General features: G+C 64.5%; 14 protein-coding genes. 6 read left to right on the top strand and 8 right to left on the bottom strand.

Annotated features, from left to right (window positions below; genetic code table 11):
- Nucleotides 1-135 precede the first annotated feature (135 nt).
- On the top strand, nucleotides 136-711 hold the full coding sequence (locus ACQP1G_RS12690; RefSeq protein WP_433202673.1) for a DUF3558 domain-containing protein: 576 nt from the start codon (nucleotides 136-138) through the stop codon (nucleotides 709-711).
- A gap of 31 nt (nucleotides 712-742) precedes the next feature.
- The gene (locus ACQP1G_RS12685; RefSeq protein ID WP_433202670.1) at nucleotides 743-1216 is read left to right on the top strand and encodes a hypothetical protein; all 474 of its coding nucleotides are present in this window, start codon (nucleotides 743-745) and stop codon (nucleotides 1214-1216) included.
- A 182-nt stretch (nucleotides 1217-1398) separates the two neighbouring features.
- Here the strand turns inward: ACQP1G_RS12685 and ACQP1G_RS12680 are convergent, their stop codons facing one another.
- Together ACQP1G_RS12680 and ACQP1G_RS12675 are read right to left on the bottom strand one after the other, a co-directional pair.
- Entirely contained in the window at nucleotides 1399-1602 is a 204-nt protein-coding gene (locus ACQP1G_RS12680) for a DUF397 domain-containing protein (protein WP_433202667.1), read from the bottom strand.
- Nucleotides 1599-2387, bottom strand: coding sequence for a DUF5753 domain-containing protein (locus ACQP1G_RS12675; protein ID WP_433202664.1), 789 nt, complete (start codon nucleotides 2385-2387; stop codon nucleotides 1599-1601). The genes ACQP1G_RS12680 and ACQP1G_RS12675 overlap by 4 nt, the downstream gene beginning before the upstream one ends.
- A gap of 315 nt (nucleotides 2388-2702) precedes the next feature.
- Here ACQP1G_RS12675 and ACQP1G_RS12670 point away from each other — a divergent pair, with 315 nt between their 5' ends.
- From ACQP1G_RS12670 to ACQP1G_RS12655, 4 genes are read left to right on the top strand one after another with little or no spacing between them, the layout of a single operon-like run.
- The gene (locus ACQP1G_RS12670) at nucleotides 2703-3086 is read left to right on the top strand and encodes a hypothetical protein (protein ID WP_433202661.1); all 384 of its coding nucleotides are present in this window, start codon (nucleotides 2703-2705) and stop codon (nucleotides 3084-3086) included.
- Nucleotides 3086-3424 (top strand): hypothetical protein, encoded by a 339-nt coding sequence (locus ACQP1G_RS12665; RefSeq protein ID WP_433202658.1) that lies wholly within the window; start codon nucleotides 3086-3088, stop codon nucleotides 3422-3424. Before ACQP1G_RS12670 ends, ACQP1G_RS12665 begins: the two co-directional genes overlap by 1 nt.
- A 6-nt stretch (nucleotides 3425-3430) precedes the next feature.
- On the top strand, nucleotides 3431-3766 hold the full coding sequence (locus tag ACQP1G_RS12660; protein ID WP_433202655.1) for a hypothetical protein: 336 nt from the start codon (nucleotides 3431-3433) through the stop codon (nucleotides 3764-3766).
- Nucleotides 3767-3807: 41 nt separating this feature from the next.
- Nucleotides 3808-4590, top strand: coding sequence for an ESX secretion-associated protein EspG (locus ACQP1G_RS12655; protein WP_433202652.1), 783 nt, complete (start codon nucleotides 3808-3810; stop codon nucleotides 4588-4590).
- Between the two features lie 230 nt (nucleotides 4591-4820).
- Here the strand turns inward: ACQP1G_RS12655 and ACQP1G_RS12650 are convergent, their stop codons facing one another.
- The 6 genes from ACQP1G_RS12650 to ACQP1G_RS12625 all read right to left on the bottom strand — a co-directional run bounded on the left by ACQP1G_RS12650 (nucleotide 4821) and on the right by ACQP1G_RS12625 (nucleotide 12984).
- On the bottom strand, nucleotides 4821-5183 hold the full coding sequence (locus ACQP1G_RS12650) for a hypothetical protein (RefSeq protein ID WP_433202649.1): 363 nt from the start codon (nucleotides 5181-5183) through the stop codon (nucleotides 4821-4823).
- Nucleotides 5184-5213: 30 nt separating this feature from the next.
- Entirely contained in the window at nucleotides 5214-5447 is a 234-nt protein-coding gene (locus tag ACQP1G_RS12645) for a hypothetical protein (protein ID WP_433202646.1), read from the bottom strand.
- 278 nt (nucleotides 5448-5725) lie between these two features.
- Nucleotides 5726-10615: an NAD-glutamate dehydrogenase gene (locus ACQP1G_RS12640; protein ID WP_433202644.1), complete on the bottom strand. Its 4890-nt coding sequence runs from the start codon at nucleotides 10613-10615 to the stop codon at nucleotides 5726-5728.
- A gap of 157 nt (nucleotides 10616-10772) precedes the next feature.
- Nucleotides 10773-11480, bottom strand: a complete 708-nt coding sequence (locus ACQP1G_RS12635) for a hypothetical protein (protein ID WP_433202641.1) — start codon at nucleotides 11478-11480, stop codon at nucleotides 10773-10775.
- Between the two features lie 10 nt (nucleotides 11481-11490).
- Nucleotides 11491-12561, bottom strand: coding sequence for a discoidin domain-containing protein (locus ACQP1G_RS12630; protein ID WP_433202638.1), 1071 nt, complete (start codon nucleotides 12559-12561; stop codon nucleotides 11491-11493).
- Between the two features lie 69 nt (nucleotides 12562-12630).
- Nucleotides 12631-12984, bottom strand: coding sequence for a helix-turn-helix domain-containing protein (locus ACQP1G_RS12625; RefSeq protein ID WP_364396905.1), 354 nt, complete (start codon nucleotides 12982-12984; stop codon nucleotides 12631-12633).

The raw sequence follows: 12984 nt of genomic DNA, 5'->3' as shown, positions 1-12984 counted from the left end.
GCGGCGGGGAACTCGCTCGTGTGCCGCTTGTAGGCGGATCAAGCGGCCGGTACGGTCGAAGCAATTGAACAGGGGGCGGGAGCCGGGCCGGGCAGGATCGATGCCGTCGACACCGCCGGCGACCAGGAGGAATGCATGATCAGCAGGGGGAACACACTGCGCGGCACTGTCTTCACGCTCGGTACTGTTGTCCTGCTTTCGGGGTGTGGGTCATCGACTGACGGAGACGCGAAACCGGTCTCCACTTCTACGAGCGGCGGGCCGTCGCTGGCTGCCAATGCACCGAATAGCTACGACCCATGCAAGGACGTTCCGCAAAGCGTGCTGGACTCGGAAAAGCTGCACGGCAAGGACTCCGACAACAGCGAAGCGGGCGGTGGAGTCAAGTGGCGTGGATGCGCATGGGTGCGCTCCAACGGCTATTCGGTAAGCATCCGCACCACGAACCTCACCATCGATGTCATCCGCAGCCGCAACTTTCCCGAAGCCACCGAGTTCACCATCAACAGCAGGCGCGCGATCTCGACCCGCCAGTTCGACGGCCCCTTCATCAAAGAGGCATGCACCTTGGATGTCGAGATGAAGGGCGGCAGTCTGGAGTTCAATCTCAACAATCCGCCGTCGAACCGCGACACCGGCAGCATCGACTCGTGCGTGCTCGCTCGTGGATTGGCCGAGAAGGTTGTGCCCAGCCTGCCTGCCACCGCCTGACTGATCCGCGGAACGACCTGGGAGGGGACATATGGCAAACGACGACAAGACTCCAGAGAGCCCATTGGCGAACCTGATCACCGAGGCGCGCGAAGGTCGGCTCACAGTGCGGATGGATCTCGAGAAGTTCGTCTATATCGACCGCGACTGCGAATATTTCAAGGACCAGATCCGGAAGATTCAGCGCGAAATGACCCAGGTCTCTCAGCAGGAGAAGTGGGGTCTCGGTGATACCTTCACCTTGCAGGACGACCGAGACCTGATCTCCGCCAAGACGATGGTCAAGCGGTGGCGAGAAAAGTCCCAGGGCTCGGAGAACAGCGTCTACGCGGTGATGGAATCGCACTACAAGGTCATCGAAGACTTCCAAACCCTGTTCCACACTGTCCGTGAACGCATCACCGGTGTCGACACCGAGCAGGCTGCGAAATACCAAGACCTGGAAGCGAATCTGCCGCAGCAGGCACCCGCCCAAGCGAAGATCTTCTCCTGGCCGGGACTATAAGGCTACCGGCTCCCACACACCTTCGACGCTGTCGCGCATCGACTCTCCACAAAACGCCGGTCAGAAAACCAGAAGCTATGTGCGAGTGCTGATTTGACCGAGGTAGAGACAGACAGAAAGCCCCATCGCGACAGTTGGCTCGTCACGATGGGGTCGCTGCGGTGCTCGGTATCGTGCCAGGGTCAGGGACGTCGGTCGAACTCTCGGTCGGTGACGCCCGCAGTGAAGGCATCCCATTCGCCGGGCGTGAAGACCAACGCCGGGCCGGTCGGATTCTTGCTGTCGCGCATTCCGACCATCCCGTGGTCAAGGAAGGCGACTTCGACGCATTCACCCTGCTCTTGGCTGTAGCTACTCTTGAACCACTCGGCGTTCAAAACGCTCACCGAGGTAACTCCTTCACGATCTTGGACAGGTAAGCACGAGTCTTGGTCGCGCTCCATGCGGACCGTTCGATGTCGGCCCAAGATCGACGGTACCAGTCCACTCGCTCCGCCCTATCAATGTAAAGAGAGCTCCCGACTCCGGCTTCGAGGAACACGACTGGAGGTTCCGCTTCGAGGTCGGCAGTCCCCGCGAACTCGAGGATGATGAAGTGGGCTGTCTCGGTGCCGCGATAGATGCAGGCGTCGAACGGCACGAGCCGAACACTGACATTGGGCAGCGCGGAGACTGCGATGATGCGGTGCAGCTGACCGGCCGCGAGTTGAGGGTCGCCCAGGAGTCGGTGAATCACACTCTCGTCAAGTATCACGTCCAGTCGCAGCTGAGATTCGGTCAAAACGTCCTGTCGGCGCATCCGGACCTCGATATGCCGTTCGACTTCCTCTGGCGTGAGGACCGGGCTGGTTCGGAGTAGGGTGCGGGCGTACTCCGCGGTTTGCAGCAACCCGGGGATGCGGGCGCTCTGGTATATCGCGAGGCCGCTGGCGGTACCTTCGAGAACGATGTACATCCCCAGCTTGTCGGGCAACGCAGCATCCTCGAAGTCGTGCCACCAGCCCCGAGCCGATTCAGCTTCTGCGGCAAGGGTTTTCAGGTTCGTCCTGGTGCTGGGTGTCGCATGGTAGATCTCGCAGAGTTTGTCGATGTAGATCGGTTTGAGCTTGCACGGCTGCCCTTTGAGCATCTTCGTAACGGTGGCGTGGTGAAGGTTCACCTGTTCGGCCACGTCCTTGATATAGAGACCGGACTCTCGGTGCAGTTTCGTCAGGACACGCGCAACCTGACGACGCGGGACCGACGGGGCGGCAGGTTTTGCGGGCATGAGAATAACCTCCGTGTCTTGATCAGGCGAAACACTTACCTGAAGGTGTAGCACTCCGTTTTTTCATAGTCAATAATTTTGGGCTCGGAGATTGCGTATTCAATTGTATGGGTGTGAGCTGAGTAAGCGCCTAGAGAGTGGCGGTCGCGAGCGCACCAGCCACACAACAACGCTCCGGACGCCCACAAACCAGCACACCGACCAAGTTCCGGGGGAGCCATGACTAACCCGCAAACCATCGAGCCGCCGCAGACGATCACTGCGGGCGACAAGCCGAAAGCCATTGGCTTCGTTCGCAATGACGTATCAGGCCTGCACGCGCCACGCCACGCCCTCGACGTCCAGCGGCACGCGAACACACTCGGCTATCAGTACGTGTACACGGTTCGACCACCGGCCGATATCGACGATCCGATCGCGTACGCGCTCGGCATAGCGGCCGGCGTCGACGTCCAGGTAATCGTTGTCTTCGACCTCGGTCACGTCGACTGCCGGCCCGCGTTGATCTGCGACGCGGGGTTCGACCTGGAAACCGTTTGCCCGCAAGGCACTTGGGTGCGCTCCGCACAGCGCGCATCCGGCGGCGAGATGGGGGCAGCGTGATGAACGCAGATGCTCTGCTCACCCCGCCGAACATCTGCGGCTTCGCCGAGGTCGAATTGGCGCACGCGCAGATGCGCCGACACTGTGCGTGCCGGATCTCGCGGTGCGCGTGGAAGCGGGTCGCGTACTACACGCTCGTGCGGTATGGCCGGATCACGCCAGCGAAGCTGAGCCCGCGCGAACGCGCCCGACTGCGCGGTATCGACTTCCCTATCGACACCACCGACCGCCCCCTCCCCGAGGGCATACCCGAACTCCGGACGTTGCACCAAGTGCTCGACGGGCTCGCCCAACTGGCACTACCGCCGACGTCCCACTGCAACGGCGGCGAGAGGTGAACGGCTATGGGCGCGTGGCAGATTGTGCACAGCATCCTCGCGGTCGTCGTGGGCTGTGCGTTCGCGATGGTCGGGGTGGCGTGTGTGTGGCCGATCAACCGGCCACGCCGCGACCGGCCCGTCGAACGTCGCTGCCGATTACGCCCGGTCGAATGGCCGAAGGCGTGGACGTGCGGCCCGCCTGATCAACCCTTCACCGTCGCCGACGCCCATGTGGCGATGCAACTGCACCGCGAGCACGACTGCGCCCGTAAGCACGCCGCATTCGATGCGCTGGTCGCGGCCGGACGCATCCACCCCGATTCGGCACGACAACACCGACTCTGGGGCAAACCCTGGTGAATCAACACCCATCGCACCCCAACATCGATCGGATCTTACACATGGCCGAATGGACCTGGGAACCAGACGATTTCGCCGCGCTCTGGTTCGGCCCCGCGAACGACCGCTTCCCCAATCCACTCCGCTTCACCAGCCGCTTCGCCTACCGCGACGACTTCGACGCCCACCGCGTCACCATGCGCGAGCGCTACTCCCCCGACGAACTCGAACAGATCCAACTCGCCCTGCACACCCTGACCACCTCGACGATCCGCATCCAAATCTTCGGCGGCACAACCCAACACAAAAACCCCCACGGCGACGTCCACGTCTACCGCATAGTGGGCGCCCGCACCGACCACCACGCAATGTCACTGGCCCAAACCACCTTCGGCGACGCCAACGGGCCCATCGACTGCCGCCTGTTCCCTGTCGACCGCCTCCCCGCACAACTCGTCCGCTGCCTTCCACCCTGCAAACCCGGCACCCACCCGCAGGCCACCTTCCACCCCGACGACCTGAGCGGCCAACCCAACAGCCACCTCGAACCCGACACCTCGCGCGATCGCTACCAGCAATTCCTGCATCGCCCCGCCGACGGCGGCGGCTCCGCTCTGCTATACACCGGCCCCGTCGACAGACTCGACGAACCCATCACGACCATCCAATGGCACGACATCGCGGACGACGGTCGCTATACCGAACTCTGCGGCCGACACCGCACTGTCCGCCCCACCACCCCAACAGATCTCACCGCACACTTCACTGCCTGGATCGACCACGTCACCCAAGGCTTCCGCGATGCCGAAGACCGCTGGCAGTCAACAAGCCCGCGCTTCGAATGACTGGATCCGACCCCTCGCCGTGCGTCCGCGCCACTGCGGCGGCTGCGGCGCCGAACTGACCGCGGGCGCGAAGTTCTGCGGCGACTGCGGCACCCGAGCCGACAGCTGACCAGTGCTATGTCCTTACCAGCTTTGAATCGCAGCTAGGAGTACTGGCTCTGGGTCGTCATCGTGCAGTTTCGTCGCGATGGCGAGGCGTGACAGTCAGCGGGACGCTGAGAGCTGGTGGGTTACCGCGTGCCCAGCTTCGACGCAGCGACGATCAGCGCGATGTTCACCGTAAACAGCGCTGCAATGAGAAGCCACTGGCGGATGGCGGACCATTTCTGCTTCAACGCGACGACGAATAGCACCAGTCCGCAGATTCCGCAGGTGACGCAGGCGGCCACCATGACGGGATATTTGGACATCACGCCGTAAACCAGCAGGATGAACGAGAAGAGAGCCGCGCCTTGGAGCAATTTGTCGCGCAGGATGGCGGTCGACACGGCGAGCGCGCCCCAGCCCACTTTCCGCGCAAACTCACCGCGCGAGACCGGGGCTCGCTCGTCAGTCTCGTAGAACGGGTTGTCCTGGTCGGGTTCCATGGCCATACGTGGCTCCCTCCACTGCTGGGTCACAAGCTAGCTCGTGGACGGCCGTGCGCAGTCCGGGTCGCCTGCCACGGCGGCCCGGATCGCGTCGCGGTTCTCCGTGATCATCTTGTCCAGGTGGCTGGACACCAGGCCCGAGTTCGACGACTTTCCGCTGAAGAGGTTCGACCAGGTGTCCACACCGCTCGACACGAGGCTCGCCGCGGATTGCATTTCGGCGCCCATGTCACCGGACTGGGCCTTGGACTGAAGTTCTACCAGCACCTCGGCCGGTACCTGGTTGTCGGCCTTGAAATCAGCAGATCGTCGGAAGTGAGTGACCGCTGATCGGCTGCGGACTCTGGACTGCTTGTCCGACAAGCAAACCCGGCGGTCATCGTCGATTTCGGAGTTTGCCCGCGGACACCATCGTCCCCGCGAATGCCGGGATCCGCTGCGGAGTTGGATCCCGGCATTCGCGGGGACGATGGGTAACCGTCTGCCGGGACGGCGGTGCAACGATGCCGGGATCCAGCGCTCGGCTGGATCCCGGCATCCGTGGTTCAGCTCGAAACAGCCGCTGTGGCAGCGGATTCCCCACTGCTGACCATGCTGCGCACCTGCCGTGCGGCCACCGACAGGGTGGCCAGGTCGTGGGTGCCCGAGGCGAAGATCTCCCCGAGCGACGCACCGGCGCGGGCCAACCGGGAGCGGTTGACCGACTCCCAGTCGGCGATCTTCGCCGCGGCGCTCTCGTGCGGTTCGGATCCGGTCAGCACGTCCAGGGTCAGCGAACGCAGCGAATCGTAGAGATCGTCGCGGAGCGCGAGCCGGGCCAGCGTGCGCCACCTGTCGTCGCGCGCGAGATTGCTCACCGCGGTCAGCAGTCGCTCGATGTGGAAGTGGTCATCGAGCGCGTAGTAGAGCACCGCGACCTCCTCCGCATCCCGGTCGGCGATATCGGCCACGTCGATAATGTCCAACAGCGGGAACAGGTGGATGAGGCGGAACACCTCCTCGGCCAATTCCGCTGGCGCACCATACTCGACGGCGGCGCGCGCATGCGTCGCCAGATCCTCGGCATGAGCCGCGGGAAGCCGAGCGGGCAGCATCTGCCCCGCCAGCTTGCGCACACCATCGCGGTAGCGGGCGATATCGGCGCCGATGGCGATCGGTTGCGGGCGGCTGGTCAGCAGCCAGCGGGACACCCGATCGAGGGTGCGCCTGGTCTCCCGCTCGAGTGCGTCGCGCGCCGCCGTCGGCATCGGCGTGGTCCGGATGCGCTGCCAGAGCGTGTGCAGATCGAACACCTCGGTCGCGACGGTGAAGGCACGCACCGCGTCCTCGGTGCTCGCGCCCGCCTCCTCGGCCAGCCGGAACGCGTAGGTGATGCCGCCGTGGTCCACCACATCGTTGACCACCATGGTGGCCACGATCTGGCGGCGCAGCGGATGCCGGCCGATCGCGTCGGCGAACCGGGCCCGCAGTGGCTTCGGGAAGTACGACCGAAGCACCGACGCGAAGGCCGCGTTATCCGGCAGATCCCCGGCCAGCAAATCGTCCTTGAGCGAAAGCTTCACGTGCGCAAGCAGATTAGCCAGTTCCGGCGAGGTGAGCCCGCGCGCCTCCGCCGTCCGCTTCTTCAACTCGGCGTCCGCGGGCAGTGCCTCGAGCCGTCGGTCGACGCCGCGCCGCAACTCGAGGTCGGCGATCAGCCTGCGATGCACGCCGGACAGGGGCACCGACTGGGCGCGCGAGAGACCCATCCGGAAGTTCTGCGAGATATTGTCGCGCAGCACGAGTTCAGCGACTTCATCGGTCATCGCCGCCAGCAGTTCGGTGCGATCGGCGGCAGCAAGCTCACCGCTGGAGATGACCGCATCGAGCAGCACCTTGATATTGACCTCGTGGTCGGAGCAGTCGACGCCCGCCGAATTGTCCAGGGCGTCGGTGTTCATCCGGCCGCCGTTCGCGCAGTATTCGATGCGGCCGAGGGCGGTCGCACCGAGGTTGCCGCCCTCGCCGATCACCTTGGCGCGCAACTGGTTCGCATCCACACGCACCGCATCATTGGACTTGTCACCGGCGTCGACATTCGACTCGGTGGACGCCTTGATATAGGTACCGATGCCGCCGTTCCAGAACAGATCCACCGGGGCGAGCAGGATCGCGCGGATCATTTCCGGCGGAGACAGCGTGGTCACGCTCGGATCCAGGCCCAGTGCCGCACGCACCTGGGGACTGACCGGCACCGCCTTGGCGGACCGGTCGTACACGCCGCCGCCCGCGCTGATCAGCGACTTGTCGTAGTCCGCCCACGACGAGCGCGGCAGTGCGAACATCCGCTGCCGTTCCCGGAACGACTTCGCCGCATCGGGATTCGGATCCAGGAAGATGTGCCGATGGTCGAACGCCGCCACCAGGCGGATGTGTTCGGACAGCAGCATGCCGTTGCCGAAGACGTCACCGCTCATATCGCCGACACCGGCCACGGTGAAATCGGTTGTCTGCGTGTCGATATCCATCTCGGCGAAATGCCGCTTGACGCTTTCCCACGCGCCCTTGGCAGTGATGCCCATCGCCTTGTGGTCGTAACCCACCGAACCACCGGAGGCGAAGGCGTCGCCGAGCCAGAAACCGTACTGTCCCGCAACATCATTGGCGATATCAGAGAACGTCGCAGTGCCCTTGTCCGCTGCGACGACCAGGTAGGTGTCGTCACTGTCGCGGCGGACCACTTGCTCGGGCGGCAGCACATCGCCGGAGGCGTGATCGACGTTATCGGTCAGATCGAGCAGGCCGGAGATGAAGGTGCGATAGCAGGCGATCCCCTCGGTCAGCAGTGCCTGCCGATCCGCGGTCGGCTCGCCTGTGACCGCGGGCGGCCGCTTGACCACGAAACCGCCCTTGGCGCCGACCGGAACGATGACCGCGTTCTTCACCGCCTGCGCCTTCACCAGACCCAGGATCTCGGTGCGGAAGTCCTCCAGACGGTCCGACCAGCGCAACCCGCCACGCGCCACCGGACCGAAGCGCAGATGTACGCCCTCGACCCGAGGGGAGTACACGAAGATCTCGAATTGCGGTCGTGGCCTGGGCAATTCGGTGATGGCGTGCGGATCGAATTTGAACGACAAGTACTCAGGGGCATTACCGTCCGCATCGCGGCGGTAGTAGTTGGTGCGCAGGGTCGCGGTGATCAGACCGAGGACCGCCCGCAGGATACGGTCGGCGTCCAGGCTCACGACCGCGTCGATCTCGGCCTGCAGTCGCTCGGAGATTCCGGCCGCCCGCGCCGAGGCCACCGCACCGACACCCTCGGGATCGAAGTAGGCGTCGAACAATTCGGTGAACAACCGGGCCATCGTCGGCTGCGCGAGCAGCACCCGAGCGATATTGCCCAGGGTGTAGGCGAATCCGGCCTGCTGCAGATATTTGGCGTAGGCGCGCAGCATCGCGATCTGGCGCCAGTGCAGTCCGGCCCGCAGCACCAGTTCGTTGAGCGAGTCGACCTCGGCGCTGCCGCTCCACATGGCCGCGAATGCCGCCGGAAAGTGTTGCCGCACACTGCCATCGGCCAACGGCTGGTCGGCGGGGCTACTCAGATCGGCCTCGAGGTCGGCATCGATCGCGGTGCGCAGCAGCGCCGCCGGGACGCGCAGCCCGAAATCGTAGATCCACTTCTGGGCGCCGTCGGGCAGGCTGATGCGGTGCGGCCGTTCGTCGACCACCTCGACACCGAGACTCTGCAGCACCGGCAGCACGCGGCTGAGCGAGACCCCCGCACCGGCCACATAGAGGGTGAATCGCCACTCCCCCGACGGCGATTCGGCGTGCCGATAGAGATTCGTGTCGATCTCGCCGTCGGCGAGCGGTTCGAGCCGCTGCAGATCGACCAGCGCCTGCTCCGGTTCGTATTCCTGCTGATACCCGACGGGAAACGCGCCCGCATAGACATTGGCGACCTTCGACGACACCGCGGGCACGCCGGTCGCCGCCGCCGCCACGCGGTCGGCCCAGCTCCGAGTGGTCGCGAAGAGCAGTTCCTGGACGCGCTCCCGGTTCGATTCGGAGATATCGGCCGATTCCGCATCCGGACCGCGATGCACGGTGAAATAGACCACGGCCAACTCGGATTCGCTCGCCCTGGCCGAGTACGCGACCTGTTCGCCGTCGAACTCCGCGCGCAGGATCTCCTCCATGCGGACCCGGACCTCGGTGGAATAGCGATCGCGCGGGAGATAGACCAGGCAGTAGACCGCACCGCTGCGCCCGTCGCGCCGAATGAACAGCCGAACCTGCCTGCGCAGCCCCAAATTCATGACCGCGGAAACGGTTTCGAAGAGCCGCCTGGCATCGGTGGAGAACAACTCCACCCGGGGGAACGACTGCATCATCTCCAGCATCGCCTGCCCGGAGAACGAATTCAGTTCGAAACCAGCCCATTCGATGACCTGGTGCACGCGGCGGGAGATCACCGGGATATCGAGGATGTTCTCGTGCAGGCCGGTCACCGTGAACGTGCCGACGAACACATGCTCGCCCTGCACCTGGCCGACGCCGTTACCGTAATCAGCGACGCTCACGAAGTAGAGCTCACCCGATCCGGGGATCAGCGAATCCACCGATCCATTGGCCAGCCGCAGCACCGGCCGGGTGGTGCCGAGTACGGGGACGTCGAGATCGACATTCGATCCGTTCCAGAGCACACCGAGACCGGTACCCGGCACCTGCCGTGGTTCAGCGCCATCCTCGGTCCGGCCGCCGCGGTAGTACCCGTAACCCAGGCCGGTGAAATGCCCGTCGGCCAACCAGCGCAACAACTTCGCGCATTCGGGCACCTCCGGATCATCGGAGCGGTGCGCGATATGGTCGAGCCGACCCGCGAGTGCGACCAAGGCGTTGGCGATGCCCGGGGTGTCGTCGACGACCTTGCGCAGCACCCGCAGCAGGGCGGGCAGTTCGCGATCGATCCGATCCAGCAGCGCGGTGCCGACGGACGGACTCAGCTGCACATGGATCCAGGACTCCGCGACACTGTGGTTGCCATCCGCCGCAACCGCGTCGGGCTCCTTGGGCGCGATCGCCCGCAGCCGCCCGCGCCGATCGCGCGCGACTTCGAACACCGGATGGACGACCTCGGTCACCGCCACGCCGAGGCGGCGCAGCGCCGTGGTCACCGAGTCGACCAACAGCGGCATATCGTCGTTGACGATCTGGATGGCCGCGCCGAGTCCGCTGCCATCCTCGGGGCGGTACACCCTGGTGATCGCCACACCCGGCATGCGGATTGCCGCCAGCTCCAGGTGGTTACGGAAGATCTGTTCAGCCCGATCGGTGATCGTCGGCGCGGTAGCGCCCGGCTGGATCCAGCGGAAGTAGGCCGCCTCTAAGTCGGTCGGATCATCGCGGAACCGTTTGAATGAAATCGTCTGCTGGGTGGTTGCCACCATCGACTCGTGCCTTCCCGAGATCTGAGCCCGTAACCGTACGGTTTCCATACCTTACATGGTTTGATGTGCCGTTGTATAGCGGCACGTTAAATGCGTAACATATTCTTGAAAGAGATCAGCACTGGTCAAGCACACTGCCCGACCGGAATCCGGTCGGTCACGGGGTTAGACCGGCACGCGCCATGAAGGTCTGCGCCGCCGCACGCCCGATGAAGGCACTCGTCTCGACCCGAAGTCCGACAAGGGTATTCGCGTACCGAAGGGTTGCCGCCGGCCCGATCGCCACGAAGACGACACCGTCGGCCAGAACGGTTCCACCCGCCGTTCGCCAATTGCGCACGGTATCGACCCGGCGGTCGGGCGGATCCAATGCCACCGACAGCGTCAAATCCTTACCACCGGTGATACCGCCCGTGAGCAGCGGGTCATTCGCCCGGATGACACAGGTCTCGGACGCGGAATCGATCCGCTGACAGGAGGTGGCCACACGCAATTGGCTCGGCAGCGCCTGATCGATACCCACATCGGGCAGCGCGGTCAGCGGCGCCGAACACGAACGGACGACCGCGAAGCCGAGACCGAGGACCGTGGTCACGACGCCGGCGATCGCCGCACCCCACTGCCATCGCGGATACTGTTCGGCGGCAATCTTTTCCGCGCCCGCCACGGCATTCTCCGCGCCCGCCACCGCGCTCCCGGTGGCCGCGGCGGCCCGCTCAGCCCCCGCGACGACCCGCTCCGTCTGCCCGGCCAGGCCCGATAGCCGATGGACAGCGGACAGCGGCGCACCGCAATGCCCGCACTGCGCCGGATTACCGCTATTGCGGTGTGAGCAATACTGGCAGACCAACTCGGCTACTGACATGACAGCGGCCTCAATGTCCGGTGATCACGATGGAGGAAATCGCGGTCGTATTGATAGTCGGATCACCCTTCGATTCCTGAATTGTCAGCACGATCTTGGACGCCTGCACGGGAACCTCGAACTTGGTGACGACCAGGGTGCGCTGATCCAGGGTCTGTTGGGTGTAGCTGGTCCTGTTCGGATCGTCGAACTTATACGAGACCCGGCTGGCGGTCCGGAATTTCGTCCATTGGTCCACGCCATCGCTACCGACGCTGTCCCAGCCGGGGACGATGCCGATCGAATCGATCTGATAGGTCTTGCCGAGATCGATGGTCAGCACCTGCCCGTCGACCTTGTACGCGCGCACACATGACCAGGCCTTGCCCTTCTGCCCACTGAAGGCGTCCATACCCGGCGTACTGCCCGGCGGGCAGTTGGCGGTCGCGGATTTCACGGTGATCGTTCCGGAAGGGGCCGTGGCGGCTTCCGGCTTCGACGTCGGGGCCGCCGCGGTCGCCGACGCAGTGATGACCGCAATACGATCCGGCGCCTGCGAATCGTCCTTCCCACCGGTAGAAACCAGCGCGATGATGAGCAAAAGGGCCAAGACGCCGCAGATCGCCAACGCGACCTTGGGATTCTTGAGCTTCTTCGCCAGCACGGCGATCCGCTCCGCGGCATCGGGCCCACGCGCCTTCGACGACCCGGACGCGGACCGCGCGGATTCTTCGGGCGGCGCCGGCTTTGCCGAGACATCGGAGTAGTCCGCTGAAAAATCCAGTGCCGGTGCGGCATCCGGCTGCTGCCCGTTCAACAGCGCAATGATCCGCTCACTGGCCTTCGGCCCATCAGAGGATCGCCGCGGCGGCGGATCCGCGTCGGGCAGAGCGCCTTGGGCAGCGCCGGCTGCCATCGCCGCACTGGAGAACGGATCGCCGCCGAAACCCGGTTCCCCGAGTCCCGGATCGCCGACCAGGGGTCCGCTCAGCACAGAACCGGTGGCCGGATTGTTATCGCCGAACGCCGGATCCGAGAGCAGCGCCTCCAGGACCGCGCCTCGATGGCGGAGAAACGCATCTCCCGGGTCCTCGGCAGCCATGGTCCGGATCGTATCCAGACCGGCCTGCACCTCGACTCGGCGTTATTCCCGCTGGCGGGAATAACGCAATCAGCGTTTCTTCTGCTCGGTGACGAAATGTTCCGGCGGTACGTCGAATACCCGCGCCAAGGCAATAATCAGATCGAGCCGGGGTACCGCGTCCCCATGAATGAGCCGGTACAGACCCGACTGGGAGACCGGAACATCCGGGTACGCCTGTTCCAGGTGCTGAGCGAGCGAATAGAGCGTCAGCGACCGCGTCGAGCCGTCCTCGGTCGATACCACCGATTCCGCGATCAATTCCGACAGCCGACTCGAGAAGATCGCTACCGCGGCCTGTCTCGGGGTCAGTGCCTCCCCACTATCCTCCTGCACAAATTCGCCGTCATTCGGCTGGGAGTCCACAACCACGCTGATAGACAC

This window comes from Nocardia sp. CA-107356 (genome assembly GCF_050946365.1).
Lineage (GTDB): Bacteria > Actinomycetota > Actinomycetes > Mycobacteriales > Mycobacteriaceae > Nocardia.
The sequence above is the reverse complement of the archived record's forward strand: the minus strand, read 5'-3'. Positions and strand labels throughout refer to the sequence as shown.

What these genes read in the sequence shown, in the direction of transcription:
- ACQP1G_RS12635 (WP_433202641.1), bottom strand. Translation starts at nt 11,480, where the DNA reads ATGTCAGTAGCCGAGTTGGTCTGCCAGTATTGCTCACACCGCAATAGC.
- ACQP1G_RS12650 (WP_433202649.1), bottom strand. Translation starts at nt 5,183, where the DNA reads ATGGCCATGGAACCCGACCAGGACAACCCGTTCTACGAGACTGACGAG.
- ACQP1G_RS12640 (WP_433202644.1), bottom strand. Translation starts at nt 10,615, where the DNA reads ATGGTGGCAACCACCCAGCAGACGATTTCATTCAAACGGTTCCGCGAT.
- ACQP1G_RS12655 (WP_433202652.1), top strand. Translation starts at nt 3,808, where the DNA reads ATGGCCGAATGGACCTGGGAACCAGACGATTTCGCCGCGCTCTGGTTC.
- ACQP1G_RS12660 (WP_433202655.1), top strand. Translation starts at nt 3,431, where the DNA reads ATGGGCGCGTGGCAGATTGTGCACAGCATCCTCGCGGTCGTCGTGGGC.
- ACQP1G_RS12670 (WP_433202661.1), top strand. Translation starts at nt 2,703, where the DNA reads ATGACTAACCCGCAAACCATCGAGCCGCCGCAGACGATCACTGCGGGC.
- ACQP1G_RS12665 (WP_433202658.1), top strand. Translation starts at nt 3,086, where the DNA reads ATGAACGCAGATGCTCTGCTCACCCCGCCGAACATCTGCGGCTTCGCC.
- ACQP1G_RS12685 (WP_433202670.1), top strand. Translation starts at nt 743, where the DNA reads ATGGCAAACGACGACAAGACTCCAGAGAGCCCATTGGCGAACCTGATC.
- ACQP1G_RS12630 (WP_433202638.1), bottom strand. Translation starts at nt 12,561, where the DNA reads ATGGCTGCCGAGGACCCGGGAGATGCGTTTCTCCGCCATCGAGGCGCG.
- ACQP1G_RS12690 (WP_433202673.1), top strand. Translation starts at nt 136, where the DNA reads ATGATCAGCAGGGGGAACACACTGCGCGGCACTGTCTTCACGCTCGGT.